The organism is Mucilaginibacter sp. P25, from assembly GCF_050859465.1.
Classification (GTDB): domain Bacteria; phylum Bacteroidota; class Bacteroidia; order Sphingobacteriales; family Sphingobacteriaceae; genus Mucilaginibacter; species Mucilaginibacter gossypii.
Genome location: NZ_CP193937.1, coordinates 2045581 through 2070675 on the forward strand (window position 1 = coordinate 2045581; position 25095 = coordinate 2070675).

General features: G+C 47.3%; 30 protein-coding genes. 29 read left to right on the forward strand and 1 reads right to left on the reverse strand.

Translation table 11 applies throughout. From position 1 onward, the window contains the following. Positions 1 to 227 precede the first annotated feature (227 nt). The 9 genes from ACRQ5D_RS10795 to ACRQ5D_RS10835 all read left to right on the forward strand — a co-directional run bounded on the left by ACRQ5D_RS10795 (position 228) and on the right by ACRQ5D_RS10835 (position 6264). Positions 228 to 527, forward strand: coding sequence for a hypothetical protein (locus tag ACRQ5D_RS10795; RefSeq protein ID WP_432328891.1), 300 nt, complete (start codon positions 228 to 230; stop codon positions 525 to 527). Positions 528 to 596: 69 nt separating this feature from the next. Next, on the forward strand, positions 597 to 1151 hold the full coding sequence (locus tag ACRQ5D_RS10800; protein ID WP_432328893.1) for a hypothetical protein: 555 nt from the start codon (positions 597 to 599) through the stop codon (positions 1149 to 1151). 133 nt (positions 1152 to 1284) lie between these two features. Beyond that, positions 1285 to 1722, forward strand: a complete 438-nt coding sequence (locus ACRQ5D_RS10805) for a hypothetical protein (RefSeq protein WP_432328895.1) — start codon at positions 1285 to 1287, stop codon at positions 1720 to 1722. A 79-nt stretch (positions 1723 to 1801) separates the two neighbouring features. Continuing rightward, complete coding sequence (locus ACRQ5D_RS10810; RefSeq protein WP_432328897.1) at positions 1802 to 3202, forward strand: S49 family peptidase; 1401 nt, start codon at positions 1802 to 1804, stop codon at positions 3200 to 3202. 57 nt (positions 3203 to 3259) lie between these two features. Continuing rightward, positions 3260 to 4342, forward strand: a complete 1083-nt coding sequence (locus ACRQ5D_RS10815; protein WP_432328898.1) for a hypothetical protein — start codon at positions 3260 to 3262, stop codon at positions 4340 to 4342. Positions 4343 to 4426: 84 nt separating this feature from the next. Then, positions 4427 to 4807, forward strand: a complete 381-nt coding sequence (locus ACRQ5D_RS10820; protein ID WP_432328900.1) for a hypothetical protein — start codon at positions 4427 to 4429, stop codon at positions 4805 to 4807. 38 nt (positions 4808 to 4845) lie between these two features. Next, positions 4846 to 5388 (forward strand): hypothetical protein, encoded by a 543-nt coding sequence (locus tag ACRQ5D_RS10825; RefSeq protein ID WP_432328902.1) that lies wholly within the window; start codon positions 4846 to 4848, stop codon positions 5386 to 5388. A 69-nt stretch (positions 5389 to 5457) separates the two neighbouring features. Beyond that, positions 5458 to 5673 carry a hypothetical protein gene (locus ACRQ5D_RS10830; RefSeq protein WP_432328904.1) on the forward strand — a complete coding sequence of 72 codons (216 nt, stop codon included), beginning with the start codon at positions 5458 to 5460 and terminating at the stop codon, positions 5671 to 5673. 216 nt (positions 5674 to 5889) lie between these two features. Then, a complete protein-coding gene (locus tag ACRQ5D_RS10835; protein ID WP_432328906.1) occupies positions 5890 to 6264 on the forward strand; it encodes a hypothetical protein in 375 nt (124 codons plus the stop codon). A 16-nt stretch (positions 6265 to 6280) separates the two neighbouring features. Here the strand turns inward: ACRQ5D_RS10835 and ACRQ5D_RS10840 are convergent, their stop codons facing one another. Beyond that, complete coding sequence (locus ACRQ5D_RS10840) at positions 6281 to 6631, reverse strand: hypothetical protein (protein ID WP_432328908.1); 351 nt, start codon at positions 6629 to 6631, stop codon at positions 6281 to 6283. Between the two features lie 58 nt (positions 6632 to 6689). On the opposite strand from ACRQ5D_RS10840, the gene ACRQ5D_RS10845 reads away from it, so the two are divergent. From ACRQ5D_RS10845 to ACRQ5D_RS10940, 20 genes are all read left to right on the forward strand, one after another. Beyond that, positions 6690 to 6932: a hypothetical protein gene (locus ACRQ5D_RS10845; RefSeq protein WP_432328909.1), complete on the forward strand. Its 243-nt coding sequence runs from the start codon at positions 6690 to 6692 to the stop codon at positions 6930 to 6932. After that, positions 6892 to 7437, forward strand: a complete 546-nt coding sequence (locus ACRQ5D_RS10850) for a hypothetical protein (RefSeq protein WP_432328911.1) — start codon at positions 6892 to 6894, stop codon at positions 7435 to 7437. Before ACRQ5D_RS10845 ends, ACRQ5D_RS10850 begins: the two co-directional genes overlap by 41 nt. After that, positions 7434 to 8060 (forward strand): hypothetical protein, encoded by a 627-nt coding sequence (locus ACRQ5D_RS10855; protein WP_432328913.1) that lies wholly within the window; start codon positions 7434 to 7436, stop codon positions 8058 to 8060. Before ACRQ5D_RS10850 ends, ACRQ5D_RS10855 begins: the two co-directional genes overlap by 4 nt. Continuing rightward, positions 8047 to 9720: a hypothetical protein gene (locus ACRQ5D_RS10860; RefSeq protein WP_432328915.1), complete on the forward strand. Its 1674-nt coding sequence runs from the start codon at positions 8047 to 8049 to the stop codon at positions 9718 to 9720. The genes ACRQ5D_RS10855 and ACRQ5D_RS10860 overlap by 14 nt, the downstream gene beginning before the upstream one ends. A gap of 233 nt (positions 9721 to 9953) precedes the next feature. Next, positions 9954 to 10160 (forward strand): hypothetical protein, encoded by a 207-nt coding sequence (locus tag ACRQ5D_RS10865; RefSeq protein ID WP_432328916.1) that lies wholly within the window; start codon positions 9954 to 9956, stop codon positions 10158 to 10160. Between the two features lie 44 nt (positions 10161 to 10204). Next, on the forward strand, positions 10205 to 10510 hold the full coding sequence (locus ACRQ5D_RS10870; protein ID WP_432328918.1) for a hypothetical protein: 306 nt from the start codon (positions 10205 to 10207) through the stop codon (positions 10508 to 10510). After that, entirely contained in the window at positions 10507 to 11850 is a 1344-nt protein-coding gene (locus tag ACRQ5D_RS10875; protein ID WP_432328920.1) for a hypothetical protein, read from the forward strand. The genes ACRQ5D_RS10870 and ACRQ5D_RS10875 overlap by 4 nt, the downstream gene beginning before the upstream one ends. After that, positions 11850 to 12515: a DUF6712 family protein gene (locus ACRQ5D_RS10880; RefSeq protein ID WP_432328921.1), complete on the forward strand. Its 666-nt coding sequence runs from the start codon at positions 11850 to 11852 to the stop codon at positions 12513 to 12515. Before ACRQ5D_RS10875 ends, ACRQ5D_RS10880 begins: the two co-directional genes overlap by 1 nt. After that, positions 12515 to 12844 (forward strand): hypothetical protein, encoded by a 330-nt coding sequence (locus ACRQ5D_RS10885; protein WP_432328923.1) that lies wholly within the window; start codon positions 12515 to 12517, stop codon positions 12842 to 12844. Before ACRQ5D_RS10880 ends, ACRQ5D_RS10885 begins: the two co-directional genes overlap by 1 nt. Next, a complete protein-coding gene (locus ACRQ5D_RS10890) occupies positions 12838 to 13395 on the forward strand; it encodes an N-acetylmuramidase family protein (RefSeq protein ID WP_432328925.1) in 558 nt (185 codons plus the stop codon). The genes ACRQ5D_RS10885 and ACRQ5D_RS10890 overlap by 7 nt, the downstream gene beginning before the upstream one ends. 4 nt (positions 13396 to 13399) lie before the next feature. Further along, positions 13400 to 13735, forward strand: coding sequence for a hypothetical protein (locus ACRQ5D_RS10895; protein WP_432328927.1), 336 nt, complete (start codon positions 13400 to 13402; stop codon positions 13733 to 13735). Between the two features lie 27 nt (positions 13736 to 13762). After that, entirely contained in the window at positions 13763 to 13975 is a 213-nt protein-coding gene (locus ACRQ5D_RS10900) for a hypothetical protein (protein ID WP_432328929.1), read from the forward strand. 1 nt (position 13976) lies between these two features. Then, the gene (locus tag ACRQ5D_RS10905) at positions 13977 to 14432 is read left to right on the forward strand and encodes a hypothetical protein (protein ID WP_432328930.1); all 456 of its coding nucleotides are present in this window, start codon (positions 13977 to 13979) and stop codon (positions 14430 to 14432) included. Continuing rightward, a complete protein-coding gene (locus tag ACRQ5D_RS10910; protein WP_432328932.1) occupies positions 14429 to 15244 on the forward strand; it encodes a hypothetical protein in 816 nt (271 codons plus the stop codon). The genes ACRQ5D_RS10905 and ACRQ5D_RS10910 overlap by 4 nt, the downstream gene beginning before the upstream one ends. Next, positions 15244 to 15765: a hypothetical protein gene (locus ACRQ5D_RS10915; protein ID WP_432328934.1), complete on the forward strand. Its 522-nt coding sequence runs from the start codon at positions 15244 to 15246 to the stop codon at positions 15763 to 15765. The genes ACRQ5D_RS10910 and ACRQ5D_RS10915 overlap by 1 nt, the downstream gene beginning before the upstream one ends. Positions 15766 to 16006: 241 nt before the next feature. Further along, positions 16007 to 17626 carry a hypothetical protein gene (locus ACRQ5D_RS10920; protein ID WP_432328936.1) on the forward strand — a complete coding sequence of 540 codons (1620 nt, stop codon included), beginning with the start codon at positions 16007 to 16009 and terminating at the stop codon, positions 17624 to 17626. Positions 17627 to 17677: 51 nt separating this feature from the next. Then, on the forward strand, positions 17678 to 20119 hold the full coding sequence (locus tag ACRQ5D_RS10925; protein ID WP_432328938.1) for a hypothetical protein: 2442 nt from the start codon (positions 17678 to 17680) through the stop codon (positions 20117 to 20119). Between the two features lie 6 nt (positions 20120 to 20125). Then, positions 20126 to 22144, forward strand: a complete 2019-nt coding sequence (locus ACRQ5D_RS10930) for a hypothetical protein (protein WP_432328940.1) — start codon at positions 20126 to 20128, stop codon at positions 22142 to 22144. Further along, positions 22141 to 22602 carry a hypothetical protein gene (locus ACRQ5D_RS10935; RefSeq protein ID WP_432328942.1) on the forward strand — a complete coding sequence of 154 codons (462 nt, stop codon included), beginning with the start codon at positions 22141 to 22143 and terminating at the stop codon, positions 22600 to 22602. The genes ACRQ5D_RS10930 and ACRQ5D_RS10935 overlap by 4 nt, the downstream gene beginning before the upstream one ends. Beyond that, entirely contained in the window at positions 22602 to 24917 is a 2316-nt protein-coding gene (locus tag ACRQ5D_RS10940; protein ID WP_432328944.1) for a hypothetical protein, read from the forward strand. The genes ACRQ5D_RS10935 and ACRQ5D_RS10940 overlap by 1 nt, the downstream gene beginning before the upstream one ends. Positions 24918 to 25095 lie beyond the last annotated feature (178 nt).

Here is a 25095-nt window from a genome sequence, read left to right on the forward strand (position 1 = left end):
AAACGTAAAAGCTGATAAAAAAGTAAAAAAGCGCTCCAATCACTCCAATAGCTCCAATAATAATAAAAAAGTTTGTTTTTAATATATATAAGGCACTTTTTACCTGTTAAAAGCTGTTGGAGCAAATTGGAACTGTTGGAACTGTTGGAGTGTTGGAGTGAAAAATCATAAAAACGGGTGTGCCCTCGGTTTCCGAAAAAAAACTTGAAATTTGATGCCCTAAAAGCATGGAATCAACTCAAACAGGAACCAGCGGAGCGCCCACCTGGTGGACGTACCTGCAATATAATTTCCGGGATAAAACCAGGGTTTGTCATATGGCAGTGGTCACCTGCGAGGGCGGGCCTTATTATTTCTTTTCGTTTAAAAAATATACACCCGCATCCCTGGTTAAAAAAGATGGCCTTTGGTACGATGGATTAGTCCCGATTGCCGATAGGTTTAACGCTTCATTACTTCAGGCATTAGCCGCCGCCATTGATGCCGGCACATACGGCGACAACTATACGCCTGATCCTACCGTTTAAAGGGTGTTTTTAGGGTATTTTTTTTGTTATAATTAAAATTTACCTTTAAGCAGCTAATTAATTGCAAACATGGATTTTACCCTGCACGTCCCTGTACCGACGTTTGTGTATAAGTACATCTCAAAAATTTTCCGCGATCCTAAAAAGGAGTTTTACGATTGGCGGCTTTCAACCCATTTAAAAGAAGGTAAGTTTGTTTATGCGCTGCTGGAACGCTCATTGTGCCGGTACGAGAAAATGAAGCCTAACGAAATCATTTTACCGATCACGATCCCGCACGATATGGCGACGCGTAAAGGCGTCTTTATCCCGCAGGAAAGTGTCGACCTGTTTATCGGTTTTATAAAACAGGTGATCATGGACGAAGTGGTATTGTTTCATACCGGCATCAAAGCCAGGCAGGGCCTTAAGGAAATCGACAAGGTTTCGATTAACCAGTACATGGCCGATGATAAAGTACGGCTGCTCCGGATCAACACGAAAGAGGCCGAAAAATTCTTTTGGCAAAAGGCCATTGTAAAGGACGTTTTAGCAAAGTATGACATCACCGAGGACGAAATAAGCGCTGAAAGTGTGGTCAAATACCTGCAACGGCATTCGCAATTCCACTATTCGGCCTCATAGTCAATTATTTATAAAACTTTTGGGATTTTTGTCCTCTGCCTGACAGCCTTAACCCGGCTGCCAGGCTTTTTTTGCGCCAAAGTTTCGCCTTCGTGTCCTTTATCTGCCATTCGTAACCGTGCAATTTCAGGGCATGGAAATCATCACCAATACCCAGGATGACAATTTAGGCGGCCTGTCATCACTTCGCTTCGCGCCCGATTATTTCTTCAGCTCGTTTAACCCTATAACATTCTATTCCGGTTGTGACTGGATCAGTGTTGAATGTACCACCGAATCAATCGTGTTTACGGAAAAGACGGTTGACGATGATAACAATGGCTACCAGGATACGCTGATTGCCGGTGTTGTACCAATGATCAGGCCTGAAGTACATACTATATTAAATAAGTATCGCCGGCAGCGCTGCATCATTGAATGTGAGGATCAGAACGGGTATAAACGCCGTGCCGGCATAACGGGCAGGCTTAACCTTTTGGATGCAAATAACAGCGGAACGGCAGTTGCTGACCTAAATAGTTACACCATCACCTTCGCTGGCCAGCAACTACAACCCGCTATTTTCATATAACCGCGCCCTTTTTCCTGTCCTTTATAGGGCTCCCCATCGCCCCGAACATTGGATCAACGCTATCGCGAAGCAATATCCAATGATCAACGAACTAATCGTTAATGAAATTTTATTAAGCCCCCTGTGCATCGAACCCCACTTTGCACAGGCGTTGGCTATGTCGCATTTATTGTCGTTTAGCCAGCCGAAATCTTCAGCCGCTCCCGGCTACATAAAATCCTACACTGTAAACGCCGCCACCGGCAAACAGCAGACAGCGCCGCAACCCGGCGCCGTTGGCATTGTGGTGATCGAGGGCGCTATCGTTAGCGCCTCTGATCCCTGGTATGGCTTAAAAGGCACGCTCGAAGCTGCACAGGAGTTGCAGGCCTTTGAGGCTGATCCAAACATCATCGGTACAGTACTGGTGCTCGAGAGCGGCGGCGGTGCTGTTTACGCTATCAAGCCTATTGCCGATGTAATGAACCAGCTTACAAAGCCGGTAGTTACCTACAGCCGCACCATTTTGGCCAGCGCGGCTTACCGCATTGCTGCCAATACCGATTATATCCTGATGTATCATCAGCATGGCATTGTTGGCAGCCTGGGCACGATGGCCAGCTTCAGCGACATGCAGCCCATGTTTGAAAAATGGGGCATGAAGTTCAACGAGTACTACGCCTCAGCTTCCGTCCTTAAAAACAAAACCTATAACGACGCCAAAAACGGCGACGGTAAAGCACTGATCGAAAAAGTGCTTAACCCGATGAACGACCAGTTTATCGGTGATATCAAAAGTTTACGGGGCGACAAGCTCGACGCCAAAACCCCTGCCATTTACCAGGGCGAAACCTTCATGGCTTCCCCACAAGCGATAAACCTCGGCCTGATCGACGCGCTCGGCAACCTCTCGGATGCCATAGCAATGGTTTCGGCCCTGGCAAATGGCGATACCTCATCCAGCATCAATTCAACTCACACCAAATCAAATAATCCCATGTGGTCAATTAAAAACAAATTTTCAGCCCTTGCCGGGCTTGCCGGCGTTGCAGCTGGCTCAATTACCGCCGAACAGGTCGACGCGGTTAACAAGGAAGTCGTAGAGGCAAAAATCGACGGCGCGACTTTCGTTTTAGACAGCGAACTGCAAACTGCCGATGAAGCTGTAAGTGCAAACGCCTCGGCCTTAACCGCTTTAAACGCCGTTTTAGGCAAAGGCAATGAAAAGCAAACCCTTGCTGAAGCCGTAACCGCCGTTGCTGCCTTAAACCTTACCGCTACCGAGGCTACTGCCGAAATCGTGGCTTTGAAAGCAGATCGCGACCAATGGAAAGCTAAAGCAGTTTCATACGGTGCTAAACCCGATGCAGAGCCAACAGGCGGCAAAAAGGACGGTACAGACGTGATTGAGCAAACCAACGCTAAACCAAGCTTCTACAGCGAAGCCGATGCCGAGCTTGACGCCATCCGCGCCAAAATGCCAAAGATGCCGGCTAAATAAGGCTGCATCTCCCAAACTGACTATCAACAATTTTTAATACCCCTAAAAATTTAACCAATGCCTACCATTCCTACTAATAATGTAACCGCGCTTGAAACATATGCCGGTACATACAGCCAGGCGCTCATCGGGCAATTACTTAACGGCCTGGACATTGCCCAGGACATTTATGTAATGCGTAATGTGCGTGGCCCGGTAAACCTTACCAAGCTTACTATCACCAAAGGCATCCGTCCGTTGGATTTATCCATTGATGACGTAGATGAAACCGGTCGCGTTTGGAGCGGTCGTAAAATTTCGGTTCAGCCCGCCATGAAAATTTTTAAAGTGATTCCTGATGAATTGCTGAAAACATGGATGAGCGAGATGCTCGACATCAACACAGCCCAGGAGCAGTTCGCGCAATGGTGCTGGAACCAGGAATTTGCGACCGTTGCCGAAGAAATCAACGAAAGCGTTTTTTATGCTGAATACCATGCCGATGCAGCCGCGTTTAACGCAGGTACCGTTTATAATGCCGGCGATGTAATTGTTTTTACCGACAAAAACTTTTACAAAGCCAACGCCACTACCACCGCTGGCCAGTCGCCTACCTCTACCCCTGCAAAATGGGATAATATCAACGCGTCTGCCATTTGCGACGGTTTAGGCACCATCATTAAAGATGAGATCACCGGCGGAGGTATAGCAGCTGATCACATCATCGCTACCAACACCTTCAGCACTACCAATGCGGTAGCTGAGCTACGTAAACTTTACCTGGGCGCGCCTTCAAAATTCCGTAAGAAAAAGGCCATCATGTATATCAGCTCTTCGGTAATGGAAATGTACCGTACCGACTATGATACCCGCTATGGTAAAGGCAACAGCATCAACGACAATACCGAAGATGCACCGGTAATTTACCTGAAAGGTACCCAACAGCGTGTATTGCTGAAGGAATGTAGCTGGATGGGCGACAGCCAGCGCGTGATCTACACTTTCGATAAAAACCTGGTAATGGCGACTGATCAGTTAGACGCTGCTAACAGCATCGGCAAGATGATCCCGATCCTGCACGGTTACAAAGCAGTAATGAAATACCTGATCGGCTTCCAAATTCAGGATCTCGAAGTACTGTACGTGAACGACAAACTTTAAACTTTTCTCCTAAACCATAACACCGGGGTGGCCGCAAACGCTGCCGCCCCTTTTTGCAACAATTAACCCTTAAACACCATAATCATGGCAAAAAATGAACTTTTAAGCGCCCAGGCATTACAGGACGCTTTCGCCGCTGCCAACGGTGATCCTGAAAAAATAAAGCAGATCACCGCGAACGCCATCGCCGCATTGGCAAACCAGGAAAATAATAATGAAACGGCCACGCAGGTGATCAACGAGCTTCAGACGGCCAATGAGCGCCAAAAAAAGGCCGATAAAAATTATCGCCCCGAAGTAGCCATCAAAAACGATGTATACCGCGTGGTACACGGCATCACCGTTCACCAGGACGGTGCAGTGAAAGTGCTGGGCATCGATGAGATTGCCGGTGATCAGAAGCTGATTTTGGCACTTGTTAAAGAAGGTTCGACAGCTGTAAAAAAGCTGCCCAAAGCTGACTAAGTTAATTAACCCGATTTTTTACCCCTATTATCATAACAATGGACTTAACTACAGATGTTGTATTTGCCGACGGGCAGGATAACATGGCAGGGCTAACCAAGCGCCTGTTTTTGGGTTTTGCAAGCGCGTTTACCACGCTAAGCACACCGGCCGCGAACCCAACTACTTATGCCGGCCGCGTTACCATCGCTGATGATCACGTTTTGGCTACCGGCAAAAAAACCATCGAACTGTACATCATGTACGATAAATCGATGATCGAATCGCCATCGGTAGGCGGCCGTAAAGGCAAAAGCTGGAAACCGAAGATCACAGCGTTTTATCCTGGTACGGATCCTGAATGTACCGGCTTTATAGATACGCTTAAAAATGCCGATTTGATTGGCTTTGCCGAACCGCAGGAAGATGCTGCCTATTACCTGCAAGTGGGCACCAAAAAGCTGCCGCTTAGCCTGGTTAACGGATCATGGAAAAGCGGTACCGGCCCTGAAGGCGAAAAAGGCATCACCTTTGAACTGGAAGCACCGAGCCAACGCCCGGTTTACTTCTACACAGGTGATCTGCCGCGCGTAGGCGCTTAACCTTCCCCAACCCCTGCCATAAGGCGGGGGCTTTTAATTAACTGATTTTTTCATTTAATAACCATAACAATGGACGCTCCAAAATTTGAACTAAACCCGGAAGTAGCTAAAAACTACAACGTGGCCGATGGATGCCCGCCGGTGTTTGAAAACCCTGTGCACGGCACTATCGATATCCGTACGGTTTCAACCTCAACGGTTGACGCCCTGATCAAGGCCGGCAACAATAAATTTTCGGTTAAAGCTTCGGTAGCTACCAAAGGCAAGGCCGATGCTGCCGCTTAATTAGCCAATAAGTTAGTGTTTTTCATAAAGTAGATTTAGTTGTAAATCCCCCGGGGCGCGAGGCTTCCGGGGGATTTTTGTTTCCAAGCTTTGCCAATACAAAACCACTTACAATATTTGGTTATAAAATATCGGATACTAAAATTAAAACTGTGGCTAATTAAGTTGGTAGCCCAAATATGCGATGTGCGGGTTTACTTTAACAAGCCTAAAACCATGATCAAGCGGGTATATATCAGCCCTGCTGATTTTGACCCGATGAAAGTAGAAATGCTGTTTGATTATCAGGATATAGAGGAATTTCAAAAGTCGTACATGGCTTATGCTATTGAGGGAGGGTGCAATATTTCGACGCTTGAGCAAACCCGGCAGGAATTTATTTATCAGGCGGGAAAGGATTTTTCTGATTTTTTAGAAAGAAATCCGCATTTAATTCGTGTTTATGAGCGCGACCGACCCAACCATTGGAAAAAAGATATTTTGTATTCCGTTAAAATATGGACAGAAAAGCATGAGGCGAATATTTTTCCTCGTGATGTAAAAGTGGAGGGACGCCGCTACAAACATAAAGATGATAAGAAAGCCGCTTAATAGCGGCTTTTCTGTTTTAATAGCTTCTTAAATCATCATGCGTTGCTATGATCCTGTCAAATGGCATATCATTTAACCCGGCAATAATTGACGGCAAAAACAAGTGAGTAATTCCCCCGGGATACTGTTTTTGCAAGGACAGGTAAAATCCTTTATTGATGAAAATAAACCTCGGATGTTTGTTTGTTGTGGCTTTATATTCGTTCACCACATCTTTTACATGCTCCAATGTCAACGGCGGAGGCGGGTAGTTTAAGATCTCTATTTCATAATCTCGTGGATTGATAGCGCGTTTCTCTTTTAAAATATCTTCTGTCACAATTCTATCGGAAGGACGCAGCATCCATCTGTGTTTTGAATCTTTCATGCCTAAATCTATATAATCTGTCCTTTATTAAAAATACCGCAGCGCCCTTTTTTGGGGCATGTTTGAAGTGATACGAAACTGGCTAAATAACGGCCGCAACTACCAGGAAGGGCTAAGCATTTATTGCCATTACGGCGATAATGATTTCCTTAAATCCATGCTCCAACGGAGCGAAACCCCTTACAACCGGCAAAAGCTTGCTGATCTGCTTACTCAGCTGATGGAAGGCGCTGCACCTGGTAACATCGCAGATCAGAGCGATGATCAGCCATCGCAAAAAAGAGGTGCCGGATCTGATTGATCCGACTGCAGCATCGCAAAATAACGCGGTGCAGGCCTTGGTATCACCTGTCACACCGCAAAATAATGCGGTGCAAGCAGCTACCAATACCGCCGAACTGCCGGCGCTGCTCAATGTTACTAAGCAACGCGATCAAACATTTGCTGAAATACGAAGCCTGCAACCGCATTTAGACACCACACCTGAAGGTGAGCCGCTCCGTATCCTGGCTACGCGCCTGGTTGACTTGGCTAAAATAAATACCGTGTTGTGGCAACGCTATAACTACATGACCGAAACCGGAATTGATCCGCTCGCCCCAAAACCGAAAGCCACGCCTGTAAACATCGACCTTAACCTCATTAATGAGCGTGAAAATATACGCAAGGCATTAAATAAAGCTGAGCAACGGCTCAAAAAGCAAGCTAAGCCAAAGCAGAAAACGCTCGATTTGATACAGCTTAAGCGTCAATTACTTGCTGATATCGACATCAAGATCGCAAAAGCTAAAGGAGGCCAGTCATGAGTGACACCGGTTTGACCCCGTTTAACGATAGACAGCGCGATGATGCGCTCGACCGGATTTATAAAGCCTGGTTATCTCACACCATTGAAGAGGATTTAAGCCTTCAGGATCTTTGGATACTCGAGCGTATGGAGTTCATCGATGCGCGGTTAAGGTATGGCGGCAAAAGGGCTATTTATAAGAACCTGGTCGAAGATACTTACGAGTATTTTAAAGGTACCCATGGCATAACCAGGCGTACTATTGAAAGTGATATAGCACGTACGCGTCGTTTTTTCCTGGTTACACGCCCGCGCGCTGACAAAGAGTATGGACGCGGCATAGCCATTGAACAAGGCCGGCGAATGCTTGCCAAAATGGAGAAAGCCGAGAAATTTAAAGAGTGGGCGATACTATACAAAGAGCTCAATCACCTCGAAGGCTTTTACGATAAGGATATCGATGTGCCTAACATGGCCGAAATTCAACCGCCGCCGCTTATGGTGGTTATGGATCCCGGGCAAATCGGCATTCCTGTCATCGATAACCTGGATGAAGAGATACGCATTTTATCGATCCCGAAAAGCAAGCCCCGCAATGCTGATAACATAGAAGACGTGGAGGCCGAAGATGTTAGCGAATGATATTTACTACCATCCCGGGCAGCTGCGCTCTATTTTAGCCAGTACAAATACCGAATACATCGTGTGCGGTCGTGGTTGGGGCAAGTCTGAAGGCCCCGGCGCTCGCCGTACGGCCGATTGGGCTAACAACATGCCCCGGGCATCAATTGGCATTGTTGGGGCAACTTACATGCAGTTGCTTGACCGTACGCTCCCGCCGCTCTTCCGCGCCTGGGAGCGCATCGGCTATAAACGAGGGGTGCACTTTTGGCCACGTATTAAGCCGCCAAAGGAACTCAAAATTCCGCTCCCTTACTATGCCCCGGATACCGATCAAAATACCATTTACTGGTATAACGGGGCGTGTTTTAAACTGATCAGCCAGGACAGACCTGGATCAGCCAACGGTACAACGCTCGACGCGCTGTATGGCGATGAGGCAAAATTGCTAAACAAAGTAAAATTTGATCTCGAGATCGACAAGGCTAACCGTGGTAACGTGCGTGAGTTTGGCGAGTACGCCGGGCATCACGGCATATTGTTCATGACGGATATGCCCACAACGCCCGATGCCAAATGGATCCTGGATAAAAAGAACGATTTGAACCTCGCCATTCTGAAGGGTGACAAGCTGCTTAAAATGCAGGAATTAGTTCACCTGATCCAAAACTGGCAGCTGTACATCAATAAGCTTTACTATCTCCGTTACCAGGCTAAGGATAAAGAAACCGTTGATAAGTATTCGAGGCAAATCCGATCAGCTGAACGTAAGATCAACGAGCTGCGCAAAGAAACAGTTAACTACACGGCCGGGCCTTCCCTCGAAAACATTCACTTCCTGGGCCTCGACACGGTAAAGAAGTGGAAGCGTGATAACCTGGACGTCGACTTCCGTACCCAGGTTATGAATGAGCAGATATACATGGTGCCTGATTCATTCTATGCCCGGTTCGATGACGCGGTACACTGTACCCAGGATAACTATAACTATGGATACATCGAAACCCAGGGCCTGTACCTGCCCAGCGGCCTGATCAAGGATAGCCGCATCGATGCGGATTGTATCAGCAATCAACCCCTCGACATAGGCATGGATGCCAACGCCTCGATCAATAGCCTGGTTATAGGTCAGGAGAAACCGGATCATTACCGCTTCCTTAAGAGCATGTTCGTTAAGAAGCCCAAGCTTATCCAGGATGTAATCGAAGACTTCTGCAAGTACTATGAGCATCACGCCTGCAAGGTAGTTAACTTCTACTATGACCACACCTTTAACCACGTCGATGCTACCCGTACCTACACCTACGCCGACGCGGTTACCGAGGTGCTGCGCAAACACAAATGGACTGTTAACCACTGCTACATCGGTCAGCAGCCCGGGCATAAGACACGCTATGACATGTGGGGTGCGGTATACGAGGGCACCGGTGAGCGGGTGATGCCGGTACGCTATAACCGCAATGGTTGCGCTCAGCTCATCATAGCAGTGCAATGCACTGGCAGCCGTGAAACCAGGAACGGGATCACTAAAGACAAGCGTCCCGAGTTACGCTCCGATGTTAACCAGGAAGACGCCCCCCACTTAACCGATGCCATGGACACCCTGTACATAGGCAAGTACCAAACAACCCTGGGCTATGCCCTGCCTTCTCTCTCTGCATTCTTCTCTGATGCTGCCTAATCCTGGGCAGCATCAAACCTAAGCCCCCTCAAACCCTAACGGCAGATATCGGGATCGAACGGGTGTGCGCAGCGCACTTTTCGATAGTGCGTGTCGTGGTCAAACCTGTGACCGGGTGATTTCTAAAAAAATATACGGGGTTAAGTGGTTTGTTTTAAGCTTTTTAGCTTTTTTTCGCTTTCGGTGAGCTGTTTGGAGTTTTTAACCTGCATTTGTCGCCCTATTTTTGCATGATGTCAAAGGAAAATCCCCCTGGCTTTTTTAATGATCCCCGGTTCATAGAACTACTTAACGGCGGTCCTGTATCGGATGAAAATGCGATACCCGATCGCTCATCGCCGAAAAAAGCGATACAGTACCGCTCAACCGGTATCGACCTGGACGAAATCCGCACCCAACTTCAGGAGCTACACCGCAGCAATATGAAGGTTATATCCTGATCCCTGTCCTTTATTAGATAGCCCGGGCCGGCCATGTTTGAAGCATGGAAGGATTTATCTTTTTAAGCGATGCGCTCCGGATCATGGCCATGGTCGACGAGCAGGGAAACTTCATCCCGTTCAGCATCACATTCATTACCTGCAACCTTACCGAAGAAACCGGCGGCAAGCGGATGACCTGCGATAATGTCACCCTGGCCGGGCACCCGTTCGGCAAAAAGAACAGCCCCAAAAATGCCAATCACTGGATGAATGGCACCCGCAATATGCTCATTCCAGGCAGGCCGCGCCCTACAACTGTCCATAATGTACTGATAACCCGCTTCAACGGAGAAAGGGTGATCATATGACAGATGAGCTACTGATCGAAGACAACGTCGCGCTAATGAGCGGTGTTGGTGTGGCTGTCCAAATGGAGCCGGCTGCAAAGCCTACCAGCGGCACGGTTTCCGATATCAATTCAATGGGTGGGCCATTCAAAGTAGCCTATTGGGGCGATGATAACAATTTCCCTAACACGATCCGCGACATCCTGGCTAAAGATGCCGAGATGAAAGAGCTTATCAACTGGTGTGTTCGCTCATCGATGGGTAAAGGGCTTGTCTGTTTGAACGAAATCGACAGGGATAACCAGGGCAATCCTATGTATGAGGCCATTAAAGACCGCGCTATAACCGATTGGTTCTACTCCATCCAAACCCGTAAATATTGCCTCGAGGCTTTTATCGACCTGTTTACCTACTTTAACGTATTCCCTGAACTGATCGTAACCAAAGATCGTTCCCGTATCTACAGCATCGCCACAAACGAGGCTATACACTGCCGTTGGGAGCAGATGGGCGATGATGGCAAGCTCAAAAACGTGATCCATAACAAAAACTGGCCTTACGTCAACCTCGAGGATACTAATCAAACTACCAAAATCCCGGCTATCGATCCCTATGATTTCGATATTGTAAACAATGTCAAGTCCGATCCGAGCCAAAAGAAGTTTATATACCCCCTCAACTATCCCACCATTGGGTCTACCTACTACCAGGTAGCTCATTGGGATGGCTTGCGCGTAAGTGGATGGCTTGAAATTGCTGCCAAAATACCAGAGTTTAAAATGGCATTGCTTAAAAACCAAATGACCATTAAATACCTGATCCGCATCCCGAATGCTTACTGGCCATCAGTCTACAAAAATTGGGATAAGCTGGACGAAAAAGCCCAGGCAGGTTTGAAAAAGGCAAAGCTTAAAGAAATCAACGATAGCCTGAGCGACGTAAAGAACGCCGGCAAGTCGATACTTAACGAGGTCGGCATCGATCCGGTCACGAAAGAAAAAATCCCGGGTTGGGAGATCGTGGTTATCGATGATAAAACCAAACCCGGCGCTTTTACCGAAGATTCGCGTGAAGCCTCTTCGCTTAAGATGCGCGCGCTCGGCCTTGATCCTGTATTACCAGGCGGATTACAAACCGGTAGCTCTATGGGTGCCGGATCCGGATCAGACAAACAGGTCGCGCAAAACATCAGCCTGTCAATGATCGACCCTTATCGCGATATCGTGCTCGATCCGCTGCACTTCGCCGCTCGGTTCAACGGGCATTATGACCAATACCCCGGCTTTACCATAAAATTCCGCGACAGTATCATGGATACCGTGAACGGGCATAACCAAACTAAAACGGAGGGCCTTAGCTAATGAACCTGGTTAACAACATCAACGAAGTAAAAGCGGTGTTTTCCAACATCGATAAGGACTATAACTTCAACTCGCTCAAGTCGTTTATCGATGATGCCGAAAAAAACATCCTGGTTAACTGGATTGGGCAGGCTTTTTACGATAACATGGTTGCCGCTTACAACGCACCGGGCATCACAGGCAAAAAAGCGGCGCTATTGCCCTATCTGCAAAAGGCTGTTATTCATTTAGCGCTATGGAAATCGGCTGATTCGGGCAGCTTCAGGATCAATGATGCTGGCTTTTATGTCACCGTTACCGCTACAAACAAACCGGTATCTGACAAAAAGCTCGAAAAGTTTGAGCTCGGCCGGCGCGAAGATGGTTACCGCGGCTTAGAGCAGGCCCTCGCCTTCCTGGAAGGTAATATCGGCGATGCCGATTTTGAACTGTACGCCAACTCCGATGAGCGCCTGATCAATAAAGGCAATTTCATCAACAGCGCGGCCGAGTTCACCCGGTACTATACCATGATGGACGGGTCGGCCTTTATGTTTTACAAACTACGGGTTGCCCTGGGCTTTGCCGAGCGTAAATTTATCATCCCTGTTTTGGGCGCTGCCTTTGCGGCCACGCTACAGGATAATATTTTCAGCAATTCGCTTACCCTGGCTCAAAAAAACTGATGCCATATATCAACCGGGCATTAGCCAATTATACCATGGCTTACGGCGCTTCAGCCATCGGCTTACAGTTCGACGGATCAGGGATCATTGTACAAAGCCAACCGAGTACCGGCACATATGATGTGGCAGTGATGAAAACGGCTGCTACGCCGGCGCAACTCGCCCCTATGGTTACAGATGCCCTGTCAATGGCGCAAACAGAACTCCGTAACCTCGAAGATTATTTGATCGCAAACGCCGGCTCCCTGACCGGCTATGTCCCGCCAACCGATACCGGTGATGACCTCGATGTCAATGACCCTAATGCCCCAACTTATTTCGTATGCTAACAGAACAGGACTATAAAGAAGCGGCCGGCATAATAGGTTGCAGCGTCGCGGCAATTAAGGCGGTAAGCGGCGTAGAGAGCGGCGGATCGGGTTTTCTGAAATCGGGTAAAATCAAACTGAAGTTTGAGGGACACGTGTTTCATAAGCTCACCAAAGGCCGGTTCGCGGCCCAACATCCTACCTTATCATATCCGGCCTGGACGGAAAAGTATAGCCGTTTCGGTGAGGATAGCTATATCCGCTTTAACCAGGCATACGCGCTTGATCCTGTCGCCGCCATGGAAGCAACCAGTTGGGGAATGTTTCAGGTTATGGGTTTTAATTACGCAAGTTGTGGGTTTAACTCTGTAAAGGAACTGGGCCTTTACCTAAAGGAAGGCGAAAGCTACCAGTTAAAAGCCTTTTGCATGTACATCAAATCACAGGGACTTGCCGTCTACCTGCAAAAACAGCAATGGGCTTCATTCGCCTACCGGTACAATGGTGCTGATTATAAAAAACACCATTATGACCTGCAACTGCAGGCCGAGTTTGAAAAATTTAACCCCTAATATCATGATTAAAGATTCAACCATTTGGAAGCGGTTTATCGCTGAAACGCCTGATTTTTTCAGAAAAGTGCAGATCGTTTGTTTCATTTTACAGCTAATCATTAATTCCCTTGGGACGGTTGTACCGATAAACCATTTTGTAGCAACCTTCAATGATATTGCCCTGGGCGTTATTCTCATTAGTCAGTTTGCTGTAAAGGACATCGCGATCATTCAAAACAGCCCCGACCCATTGAAAGCTGCTGTCGAGTTGATCCCCGAACTTATGGAGCAAAAGGAGGCTATAATAAAGTCATTAAAGCCGGTGACAGACAGAATATCCCGAGACACCGGTCGATAAACCCCAGGCCGCCTAACCCTAAAAGCCATGTTAAAGCACATGTATAATTACCTGCAAGAAAAGCCAATGGTCGGCATTGTATCCGGCTTTGCAACGCTCGGTTTACGCGTACAAACGCTGTTTACCGATGATCATATTTTAAAGATCGTTTCGGGCGTAGGCACCTGGGCCGGTGCTACGCTTGCGGTGTTCACCCTGGGCATCCGCATTTATGCAAGTTTCAAACGCAAATCACAATAAAATGAGTTTAAAATCAGTCCTGGGCAAAATAGTAGGCTTCATTGCAGGTCTGTTCGGCAAAATGCCCGCCGAAATAAAACGCGCTGTACATACCGGCGTAGTGATAGTAGAAAACTTAAAGAGAGCTATCGATTCGCCGGTCGCTGATATCCTAACCGCGCTCATCCCGGGCGGAATTGATGACCTGGTTAAGGATAAGATCAGGCAGGCGCTGCCGGTATTCCTGGTCGAACTGAAATTATTTGAGGGCACGCTCAACTTAAATGATCCCGAAGCCATTTGCCAAGCGGCAATAAAATATATCAGCCAGCTTGATCCCGTGATCAAGCCCGGCGTATTGCATCAACTCGCTATCCTTATTGCCCAGGTTGCTGCCGATGGCAAGCTGAGTTGGAGCGATGCCGTTTATGTGCTCGAGTATTATTATAAAAACGAGTTTCAGCCATTAGCAGCATGAACCGCGCCGACATCCATATCGAAAGTAGCAAAGGCGCAACCCTGTATCGCGAAACGCATACAGCCCCCGCTTCCTGGGCAGAAATGACCAGGAAGCATTTAATCATTTGGGCGGCATCGCTGTCATCTAAGCTTACAGTCGAATTGGCTTCCCGGATAATGGCTGCAATGCTTTACGGGATCCCGGAAAAATTATTCATTTGTATTCCCGATAACGCGGCCGATGACCTGGTTAAGTCTGTAAAATTTCTTTTCGGTAAAAACCTGCTCAGCAATTGGCTTATACACTCCATTTGGCGGGGTGTGTTCAAATACCACGGCCCTAAAAACGGCCTTGCCAATGTCACCATTTACGAGTTTGGGCTTTGTGAGCATTGCTACGACAAGTTTCAGCTTACCAAAAACCACGAGTACATCGATACGCTGATGGCTATTTTATACCGGCCGCGCAGGTTTTGGGGCATTGATGATGATATCCGGGTTAAATTAACCACTTACGGTTACGTAAGGCGGGCGAAACGCTTTAAAAATGTATCGATGGGCATAAAAGTGGCTGTTTTGCTCAATTATGAAGGTTGCCGAAATGCGCTGCACCTCAAGTATAAAGAGGTGTTTACCCCGGGTAAAAAGGCTAAAAAAGGCGCTGAAAAGCAACAAAAGCCCGAAATAACGCCATGGTCAAAGATCATTGAAGCCGGTGCAAACGACATTTTCGGCACCTTGGCCGACACCAAAACCAGTAACCTGCACGAATTTTTAAGCCGGTTAAACACCCGCAATAAGCTGCAAAAAGAATTGGAGGCAAACAAGTAATGAGAAAGTTTTATAAAGGGTATTTCGAGCAAAGCGCTACCGCAAACGTCGATATCGCGCATACATCCGAATCGAAGGCATTCCTTTACATTAAGGATATCTACAACCCGGATGAATTTGATAAAGCTATTCGCAACCTGGATAAAAACATCTGCTTTTTGTTGGAGAACCCGAGCACTAAAGGCCGCAGCGCAAACCGCAATAAGATCGACTACATCTACGGCCGTTTTGATATTGTAGGTTTAACCGAAAGCGGCGACAGTGCTACTATTGAGGCGATGCAGGATCAGTGCGAAGATATCGCCAACGAATTTTTAGCCAAAATGAGCGAACAGTTTTTGGAGGGCGGTCATATTACTGTCGATAATACCATATCGCCTAAAGTGTTTTTCCCCGAGCAGGAAACGACAATTGATCCTATCGGCCCTATCAGTACCAACTATTGGGGCGTTTCCGTAGGGTTTTACTGGAAAGTGCAGGGCAAGGGAAGGCCGACCACTGATAAATGGGTAAATCCCTGATCACGCATCGCAAAAAACTTTGGTATTGGCCAACATCGATTTTTTTGCGATGAAACCAGGTGTTGTATCCTATCGCATTTTATTGCGTTGCGCTCCGCATCGCATTGTTATCCGGTGCCGGCAGCTATCGCATAATCCTGCGTTACTAACTGCACCCGCCTGCAGTACCGCAATTTCCTGCGATAACAGATCTGCATACGCTGTCCTTTATTAGACATCGCCGGCCGGGCAATTTCGTTTCATGCCCGGTATCACCATTGCAACCCCTTTACCCACTATCGCCTGGAGCAAAAACCCGATAGTCTTACAGATCTTTAGTGATGACTATTTCAGTACCGCACCGGCTTTCTCCGTTAATACCGTTTCGTTTCCTGAAGCTATTGCCCCCGGTGCTCAAATCGGGCTTTCCTGGAATGCAGGTTCGGCCGGCCTGACAGCCGCCGAAATCCCCGACGATAGCGGCAATCAATTTCCATCAGGTGATGGCAGCGCCGCTTATGTTACCTCGCTCGTAGCCTATTTTCAAAGTAGTTATTTTATTGACCAAGCTTTTAAAGTATCCGCCGATGTAAGCGGGCCTATACCCAAACTTGTTTTTACCGCGAAAGTAGCCAGTACCGATTACGATATCACGCCCGGAACTAATCAGGCTGTAGCCACACCCGGCACATCCGGCAGTTCAAAAGCTAATTTCATGCACCATGTAGAAGTATGGAAATATGTTGCCGGTGGTACTGATATCAAGGTTTACGATAATAACCTGGCACTGGATGAGCCGAGGACGGGGACTACTACCGTCGATATCAGGGAGACGCTGCACGCGTTCATGGCGATTGATACCCCATCCCTGGTAGGATACTGGCATAGTTGCCCTAATAGCTGCTGGCAATACTATGTAAAGTATGCTCAGTTTTACGGTGATGATCCCTCGGTTAAAAAGCTTCATAAAACCGGGCTTTACACGGTGGTTTATGGAGGTTACAGCAACCTGGCATTACAGCAGATCAGCGACCGGGCTAACTACCTGTTAAATTACCTGCTGCCCGATCCATCGCTATATGCCTTTCAGCGCTGGCTTGAAACATGGCCTATTGACGCGTTCGATCTTAAAACGAATCAACCTCAATTTTTGTCATTCATAAACAACCGGTCGATTGAAGAAACATTTAAAATACGCGTCGTCATTAGTTTCGATGATGGCACAACCAATACCGTTTACCTGCCTGGGGGCGTTTTGCATTCCTTCGGCAAAGTTGCTGTCGGTACCGGTTATCAGCAGCTTGGGCTCCAGGCCTACACTACCAGCCTTAAAAAAGTATCAGGGTATCAGCTCCGCATCGTTGAAGCTAATAGCCTCGAAAACCGGTCTGTTGTAAAAAGCTTTACCATCAACCGGGAATACGAGGAATATACCCGGCATTTTATTTACAGTGACAGCGCCGGCAATTTCAAAACGCTCCATACGTCGGGCCGTTCGGAAACTACTTCCGATGTGGAGTATGATTTAACGGCCTTTCAGCCCGATATCTCCTACCTGCCCGAAGAAGGCAATTACCGTAATAGCAATATTAAAGCGGTACTTAATGATAAAGTTAACACCGGTTACATCGTATCCCGTGCCGAGTTTGATCCGTTTGTGGAGGTTCAACTCGCGAAACAACTATACCGGGTATTTGGCAGTAAGCTGATGCCTATAGTTGGTACGTCCAAGTCTTTTACATTCTCCCAGGATGGCAAAAATCTTTCGGCCTGGGTGTTTGAATACCGCCTTGCTTACGATGAGGACTTGTACACCGCCGATAGCTACGCCCTATCTATCCCGTCTATTAACCAACCGCAACAAGCATTAAATGATTTATAGTTATGACAACTGACGAGAACCGACAAATTGTACTATCGGAAAGGTGAAACATTGCCCACCGAACAAATCAAGGCCCTGGCTGCATCTATTTCAACCGGGGTGCAACCAACGGCTACCTCAGCAACCAATCCGGGTACGCCAACCCAAACCTTAATTTATCCGGCTATACCAGGTACAACATATCCTAATTTTAAGGACAATACGGGTACCGCGATCACTGTGCCGACTTCAGTGAGCGGCAATCCAGTAATTTCGGCCTTTTTGGTGGTAACGGGTGCGGTTACACAGCTAATTTATACACCTGTTGCTATTAACCTTACCGATTACGCTAAGGTAACGGACACCGTTGTGACAGCAGCGGCATCTACCGGTAACGATGGAAGTACATTGCTCGGTCAAACCAGTACCGGAAACTTCGTTTTCTTCAATAACACACCGGTTGGCACCGGCAAGCAGGTTCAGCTCGATTTTAAGGCCAGTACAACCGATGATATCATTGTTCACGTGATCAGGCTCGTGGCGGGCAATACATATAAAACTGTGCAGTCGGCCACGGTTACCGGTATTGTTGTGGGCCAAAACACCAAAACAATTAACCTTGACACCATAGCCGGTGACTTTTGCGGCGTACAACCAGGCTCAAATAAGGTTTGGTATAATAGTTTTGGGACTACCACCTATTTTTCAAGTTCTGCCGGCATAAGCGGTAGCGGTACCGCGTTCGCCTCGGCTACTGGTGTCATCGGCGTTAAGTTTACCAGCGCCGTGTTAACTGTAAAAGATGCCGTTACGCCGCTTCCTGCTCAGGTATCGGCTAACTCTGCCAGCATATTGGCAAATTCAGCTTCAGTAACAGACCTGCAAACCCGCATGGGTAATGTTGAGGCGGGTGCGCTTTTGGCTACAACTTATGGCAATGACGGATCATCGTTACCAAGCACCAGCGGCAGCAACTTTACATTTTTCCAGCAAAATAACCCTGTTTTAGCCGATGGAACATTGAGTGAGGTAACTTTAACGCTTGGTAGTTCAGCAGCAGGTGTAAAGGTTCATATCGTACGCCCATTCGGGAGCCAGTTTAAATCAATGTCATCTGTAGTTTTAAGTGGCATAGTTGCGGGTACAAAAACTTACGTTATTTCAATGGCTATTAAAGCCGGTGATTTCGTTGCTATATGGCTTCCTGCAAACGGCATCAAATATAATTCGGCCGGTGCGGGTAACTACAATTACCTGTCAGGGAGTGAAGTATCAACAAGCGGCAGCACGTTCGGCACCAGTCCCGGCACCATGGGCATCGCTTTTAAAGTTTCGCAAACAGCGCTTGGCCTCGCCACACAAGCAAATAATAATATCAGTGGTTTATCGCTGTTACCCGTTCGGATTGGTACTACGTTTAAAACAGATCTATTTACCTCTATCTCTACAGATTGGACTAATACAGGTACATGGACGGTATCGGGCGGAGGACTACAATCAACATCGGCAGGCATAGGCAATGCAATCTTATTGAATAAGAATTACAACATTTTGCGCCGAAAAACCCGTATATTCTTAACCATGCAGGCAGATACCAATTTTGCGATTGGTTATAAGCCGCAGGAAACTACATACCTGGTAGCCGGTACTATTGCAGCTGTCGATGCTGTTAACTCAAAAATAAGGTTTTATGAAACATGGAGCGGATCGGCAGCATTCCCATCTGTTCGCGTTGAAGCAACTATCCCGGCCATAGTCGCCGGCAGGGTGTATATTTTAGAGCTTGAAAAGCTTTACCGTACCAATAAACTACGGCTTACAGATACCGTTACAGCAGTTACTACCGAGTTGGTAACATCAAGCACACAGGATAGCCTCGGTACCGCAAATGAGGTTTATGGCGGCGGTTTTGGGCATGATAACCCGGTGTTAATGCATATTTCAGGCACTACGCCAATTGTTACCCGGTTCGACGTCAATACAGACAAGGTTAGGCCTAAACTTTTCCTTTTAGGTGATAGCATTACTGAAGAGTATGGCGCAACAGTCGGTAGTGGTTACTCACGGTTGTTAGCTACTGCGTTAAATGATAACTGCGTAATATCGGGCAGAGGCGGCGGCATCATTGATGCTGTCATCAACAAAATTACTACCGAAGCCGCGTTTTTGTTACCGCAATATGTAATGGTAACTATAGGCAGCAATGGCAATAACACGTTAACAAAGCTGCAATCGCTGGTGTCGCAAATTAAAGCTATCGGGGCAATACCAATTATCAATTGTATTCCGGCGAATAATAAAACAGGCAGCGCCGCTCACGTAACAGCCAACGCACAAATTTTGAGCCTTGGTGAGTTAAGTACCCGGTTTGATATAGCAACTGGCCTTGGCAATGACCCAACGGCTGCCCCCAATCCATCGTTATTTATAGCCGATCTGTTGCACCCTAATAACGCGGGCCATCAGGCAATGTTCAATAGGTTCAAGATCGACGTTCCGGATATTTTCATTTAGGTAATTATGCTTTTACGCCTGCAATTAATCCGTACCGGTCAATTTTTTGTAATGTCCAATGATGGCGTGCTCACCATTGAACTCAACAGCAGCATCTTTAATGCTTCAGGCGATTTTGCCGGAAGCTTCAGCTTAGAGGGGACTATGCCGCTCGAAGGGAATGAGGCGTTGCTTGGCAACGCTATTTACATCAGCTCATCGCCCGATCAGCTGACCGAACAGGTGCGCATGTGGCTTGGTAATATTCCCTTCAAAGACACTGAGATGTTATTCTCAGTTCAAAGGCCGTTAATCAACTATAACCTGCTTATCGATAAAGGGATCATAGCCCTGGATATGGCAACCCGGACACTTAACCAGCTGTTCAATGGTTCCGGGTCTGACCTGATCGGAGCTTTCGACGCCGATACACTCGGTCAGTTCATGCTTGACACCGCGAATGCCGCCCCCGGGGAGTATCCACTGGTATTTTTTCCGGTTAAAAACGATGGAGCGTACAAGGTCATTGATCCGGGGCAGTACAGCAGTTATCCTGATATCAGTTTCCCGGTAAGCCAGTATATGAATGCCTGGCAAATCATCGATGGTGTGGGCTCCTTTGTTGTTGATGCCAGCATCGATCCTAAAAAGCAAAGCTATTTCCCGTTCTTTTCCCTGGTTTATGTTATTAAGCGGGTGTTTGCCTTCTACGGCCTCAAGGCAACCGGGTCATTCCTGAATGATCCCGACATCAAGCGGCTATATATTTATACAAACGTCCCGATCGACGTTTACATCGTAGCCGATTTTCAGACATATATGCCGGCTATTAAGGTGATCGATTTTCTTAAAGCTGTCCGTAACCGGTTTGGCCCCCAAATCGACCCCGACCTTACCCGCAAGATCGCCTATATCGAATCGTTGCCCTATCTGCTAACGTCATCCGATGTGATTGACTTCCGGGATGAGCAAACTATCGACCGCCGGCCGCTAAGCAATACCACTACAGGTTACACCATCACACAGTCGACCGAAGACAAGGACGACGCTTTCGGCGATGTGGACAAAGCGTCTATGCCTAAAATGGTGATCGGTGATGGCCTTACCGAGATACCGATTGATGATGTGGCTACCATGATGATCAATGAGGATTCGCCGGCAACGGTGAGCGGTTCGCAATGGCGAATCCCTTATCTTAAACGGCCGGTACATGCAGTGGCACCGTTTAACCAAATCCAGGCCCAAGAATACGCCGAGCGCAATAATTTCAGCCTTCGCTTTTTGTATTATCATGGCATGGTGCCCGATGCCGCAGGTTATGATTACCCCTATGGCAGTACCGATAATGTTAACCAGGCAGGCGTACAGCTCACAAAGTTTACGCTTGCCCTAAACCCCTCGGGCACATCTGTTCAATCGCTTAAAACCCGGTACACTTTTCTGAAAAACAGCAAGCCATTTGAAATAGGGTTCCGGATCTCGAAAGAACGTTTTTTGTCGCTTTCGCTGCATAAAAGAATGGTGATCCGCGATGATAACCAGGCCACGGTCAACTGCATTATAGGCTCTTACAGTGCCGATATCGAGGTGGCCGAACAGGAACTTATCAAAGCAAAGCTGACACTTTACCCGGAAACATGGCCGAACAATAAAGTACAGATTGAGCAAACTAACCCGGAAGTACCGCCACCGGCAGAAGATAATGGTATTGTTTACGTAAGGCTCGAGAAACGCAACATCGACTCTACTACGTTCCCTTATCCGCCGCCTGGCTATACAACCTGGCATTGCGATCTGTACGTGGTATTTTTCGCTGATGCTGCCGCAACTATCCCAAAAACGGTTACCGGCCTGCCGGTACGCTATAATGAACAGCGGTATGATTCCGGTAGCGGTACAACCAATACCCTGATCACAACAAATTGTTCCGGTACCGAAACATTGCTCCAGTCCGGAGCGCCTACCAGTTCAAATTCAGGCGGTGGGTTTACATCGTGGACTTATATTCTGAAGTCAAGCGCATATTATAATATCCTGTCATCATGAGTACCGACCTGAACCAACCCGTGGCCATCAGGCTCAACACCGAGCAATTTGCCCTGAAATGGGCCGAGATACTTACTGATCGGCTGCACAACGCACTTGATAAATACAATATCGGCAAGCTCGACGGCCCTTTGTGGATGAGTATTCACGCGGCCGTCATCGCAGCCGGCGGCGATGCCGAAAAGGTTATCACCCGCTTTTTGCAGTACGGCCGCTTCATTGATATGGGCGTGGGGCGTGGCGTACCGATAGGTTTAGCCGGCACCGGCGCTTTTTCGGCCGCGCGTAATGATGACGGCACGCTGAGGCGTAACCGCAGGCGCAAAAAGGTGTGGTACTCCAAAACCTACTATGCCGATGTGATGCGCTTTAAAGAACTCTATCTCCAAATTTTTAACCAGCAGGTACCCGGGCAAATCAGTGAAGCCCTTGCCGGCGATATCTCAATGACACTATAATGAGCAACAGATTAGACACTACCAGCACCGTTACCCTGGTCATTAACGGCGAACAATCAAAAACATCGCTCCGGGATATCACAACGGCATTAAATGCGGTGCGAGCTGCACGCGCGCGCATGAACCAGGAGGAAGACCCTGCACGTTACCAGGAGCTCATCAGGCAGGAGCAGGCACTTGCTGCCGCTCAAAGGGCGAGGCGTAACGAGGTTTTGGCGACAACAAATGCTATTGAAGATCAAACCGAAAAGCAGAAAGGTTTTTTTGCTGACTTCAAAAAGGGCTTCAGTGAGATATCAGAAATGGCCGGGAATATAACGGCCGGTACACTCATTTATAAAGCCGTAGGCTCAGTTATTGAAGAGTTCAAAAGCGTGATTTCAGGTTCAGAAGAAGCATTTAAGGAAGCAGATTTGACACAAACGGCCCTGCAAAACAAGCTGAGGCAAACCGGTAACGCGGCAGGCGAAAACATCAAAAAACTTCAGGATCTGCAAAAGGCTGAAATGGACTTGACCGGGGTAGATGATGATGTTATCGCAAAGGGCGAAGATATGTTACTTACGTTTACCAACGTCCGCGGCAAAATATATGAGCAGTCGATACCGGCAATTGTCGATTATGCTGCAGCAATGAATAACGGCAAGGTAACGATGGAAGGTATCCAGTCCGCCGCCGAAACATTAGGCAAGGGCCTTGATGACTTAACCAAAATCAAGAAAACGGCCAAGGCCATGGACGTTACATTGACAGAGGAAGAGTACAATCAAATTGAAGCACACCGGAAAAATAACGAGGTGATGGCCGGTCAACAGATATTTATTGATGCGCTCACTAAACGGTACGGTGATTTAGGCAAAACGTTATCTGAAACCGATACAGGCGGATTGCAGCGATTTGAAACACGCCTGGGTAATATTCAGGAAGTAATAGGGCAATGGATCGTAAAAGGGAAGGCACTTTGGGCATCCGTTCTTAACCCATTCCTGGGTTTCGTAGAAGATGTAGTAAGTAGCAAGTTGTCCGATACCCTGGAAGACGAGCGTTTAAAAATGAATGAACTGGTTTTAGAGATCACCGATGCCAATACCAAACAGGATGAACGGGTAAAGCTTATCAATAAGTTAAAGGAGATGTATCCTGATTATTTAAAAGACCTCGATTCGGAAAAAACGTCAAATGAAAAAATGGTTGAGATCGGTGAAAAGCTTAACGATGTGTACATCAACAGGATCATTCTTGCAAAAAAAGACCAGGAGATAGAGAGCCAAAACCAAACCACGGCCGATTTAAAGATGAAGCGCCTGGAAGCTGAAAGAACAATGAGGCAGGAACTTGCGAAACTGCATGATAAGTTACCTGAACTCAAAGTGCCCACAGATGGCACTACATACGAAAAGTTAAGCGCCATGCTCAGCCAGTATGAAAAGTCAATGAATGCCGCACACCGTACAACCGGCGGTATTTTTGATCCCGCATTTTCGGCAGGAAGGGCACTGAATGAATACAAGGCTCTTCTTGAGTTTGCAAAAAATGCCGAAAACCAGGGTAATGCGATGTTAAAAGCCAGGGCGCAGCTGATAAAAGACCTTGGGATAGATGAAAAATTTAACGGCGCAACGCCCGAAGGCGGGAATAAACCACCTGAAAACCCGGTTGGCGGCGAAACGGATGCGGAAAGAGACGCGCGGTTAAAAGCTGCTGAAGCTAAAAAGAAAGCCCAGGATGAAGCCGAGGCGATGTCCAAAGAGTTTAGCGAAAAGATCATCCAGTTTAATGCCGATGTATTTGCCGACACGCTTGATAAAAACGATAAGGAGATCAAGGCTACCGAAAATAAGTTTAACGCGCTTATTACAACGCAACAGGCGGCTCTCGAAAAATACAAGGCCAATAAATATGCTAATGACAATGAGGTTAAAAAGCACGAAGAGGAAATCAGGCAATTAGGCATATCGCGTGACGCAGCGGTCGCGCAGATTAAAGTACGGCAGGCGCAGGAGCTCGAGGATAAAATAGAGCAGCTCCGAGACCGCGCGGGTGTTAACCTAAAAAACGATTATCAAAAAGAGGTTGATACTATCAACGACCAATTTGACCAACTGTCAAAAGATGCCGGCGATAACCAGGACGCACAAAACCGCATTTATTACGAGCGTGTGGCTGCACTGGCTGATGCCCGCATCCGCCTGGAAAAAAGCTACAGGACGAAATCAAGCGGATTAAAGACGAGGGCGCAACAACTGATGAAGACAAAAAGAAGGTTGAGCTCGAAAAAATCAACCAGCAATATGATAAGCAGCTTGATGAATTAAAAAAGCAATTCGGGGCAGAGCTGGAAGCAACACAGGAATACCAGGATGCAAAAAATGCAATACTGGCCAACAAGCAAAAGGCGGTTGATGTAGCAAACGGCGGTGATGACGAGAAAAAAGCGAAGGAAAAAGCCAAAGAACAGAAGCAATTTGCCATCGATGCGGCACAAAATATATC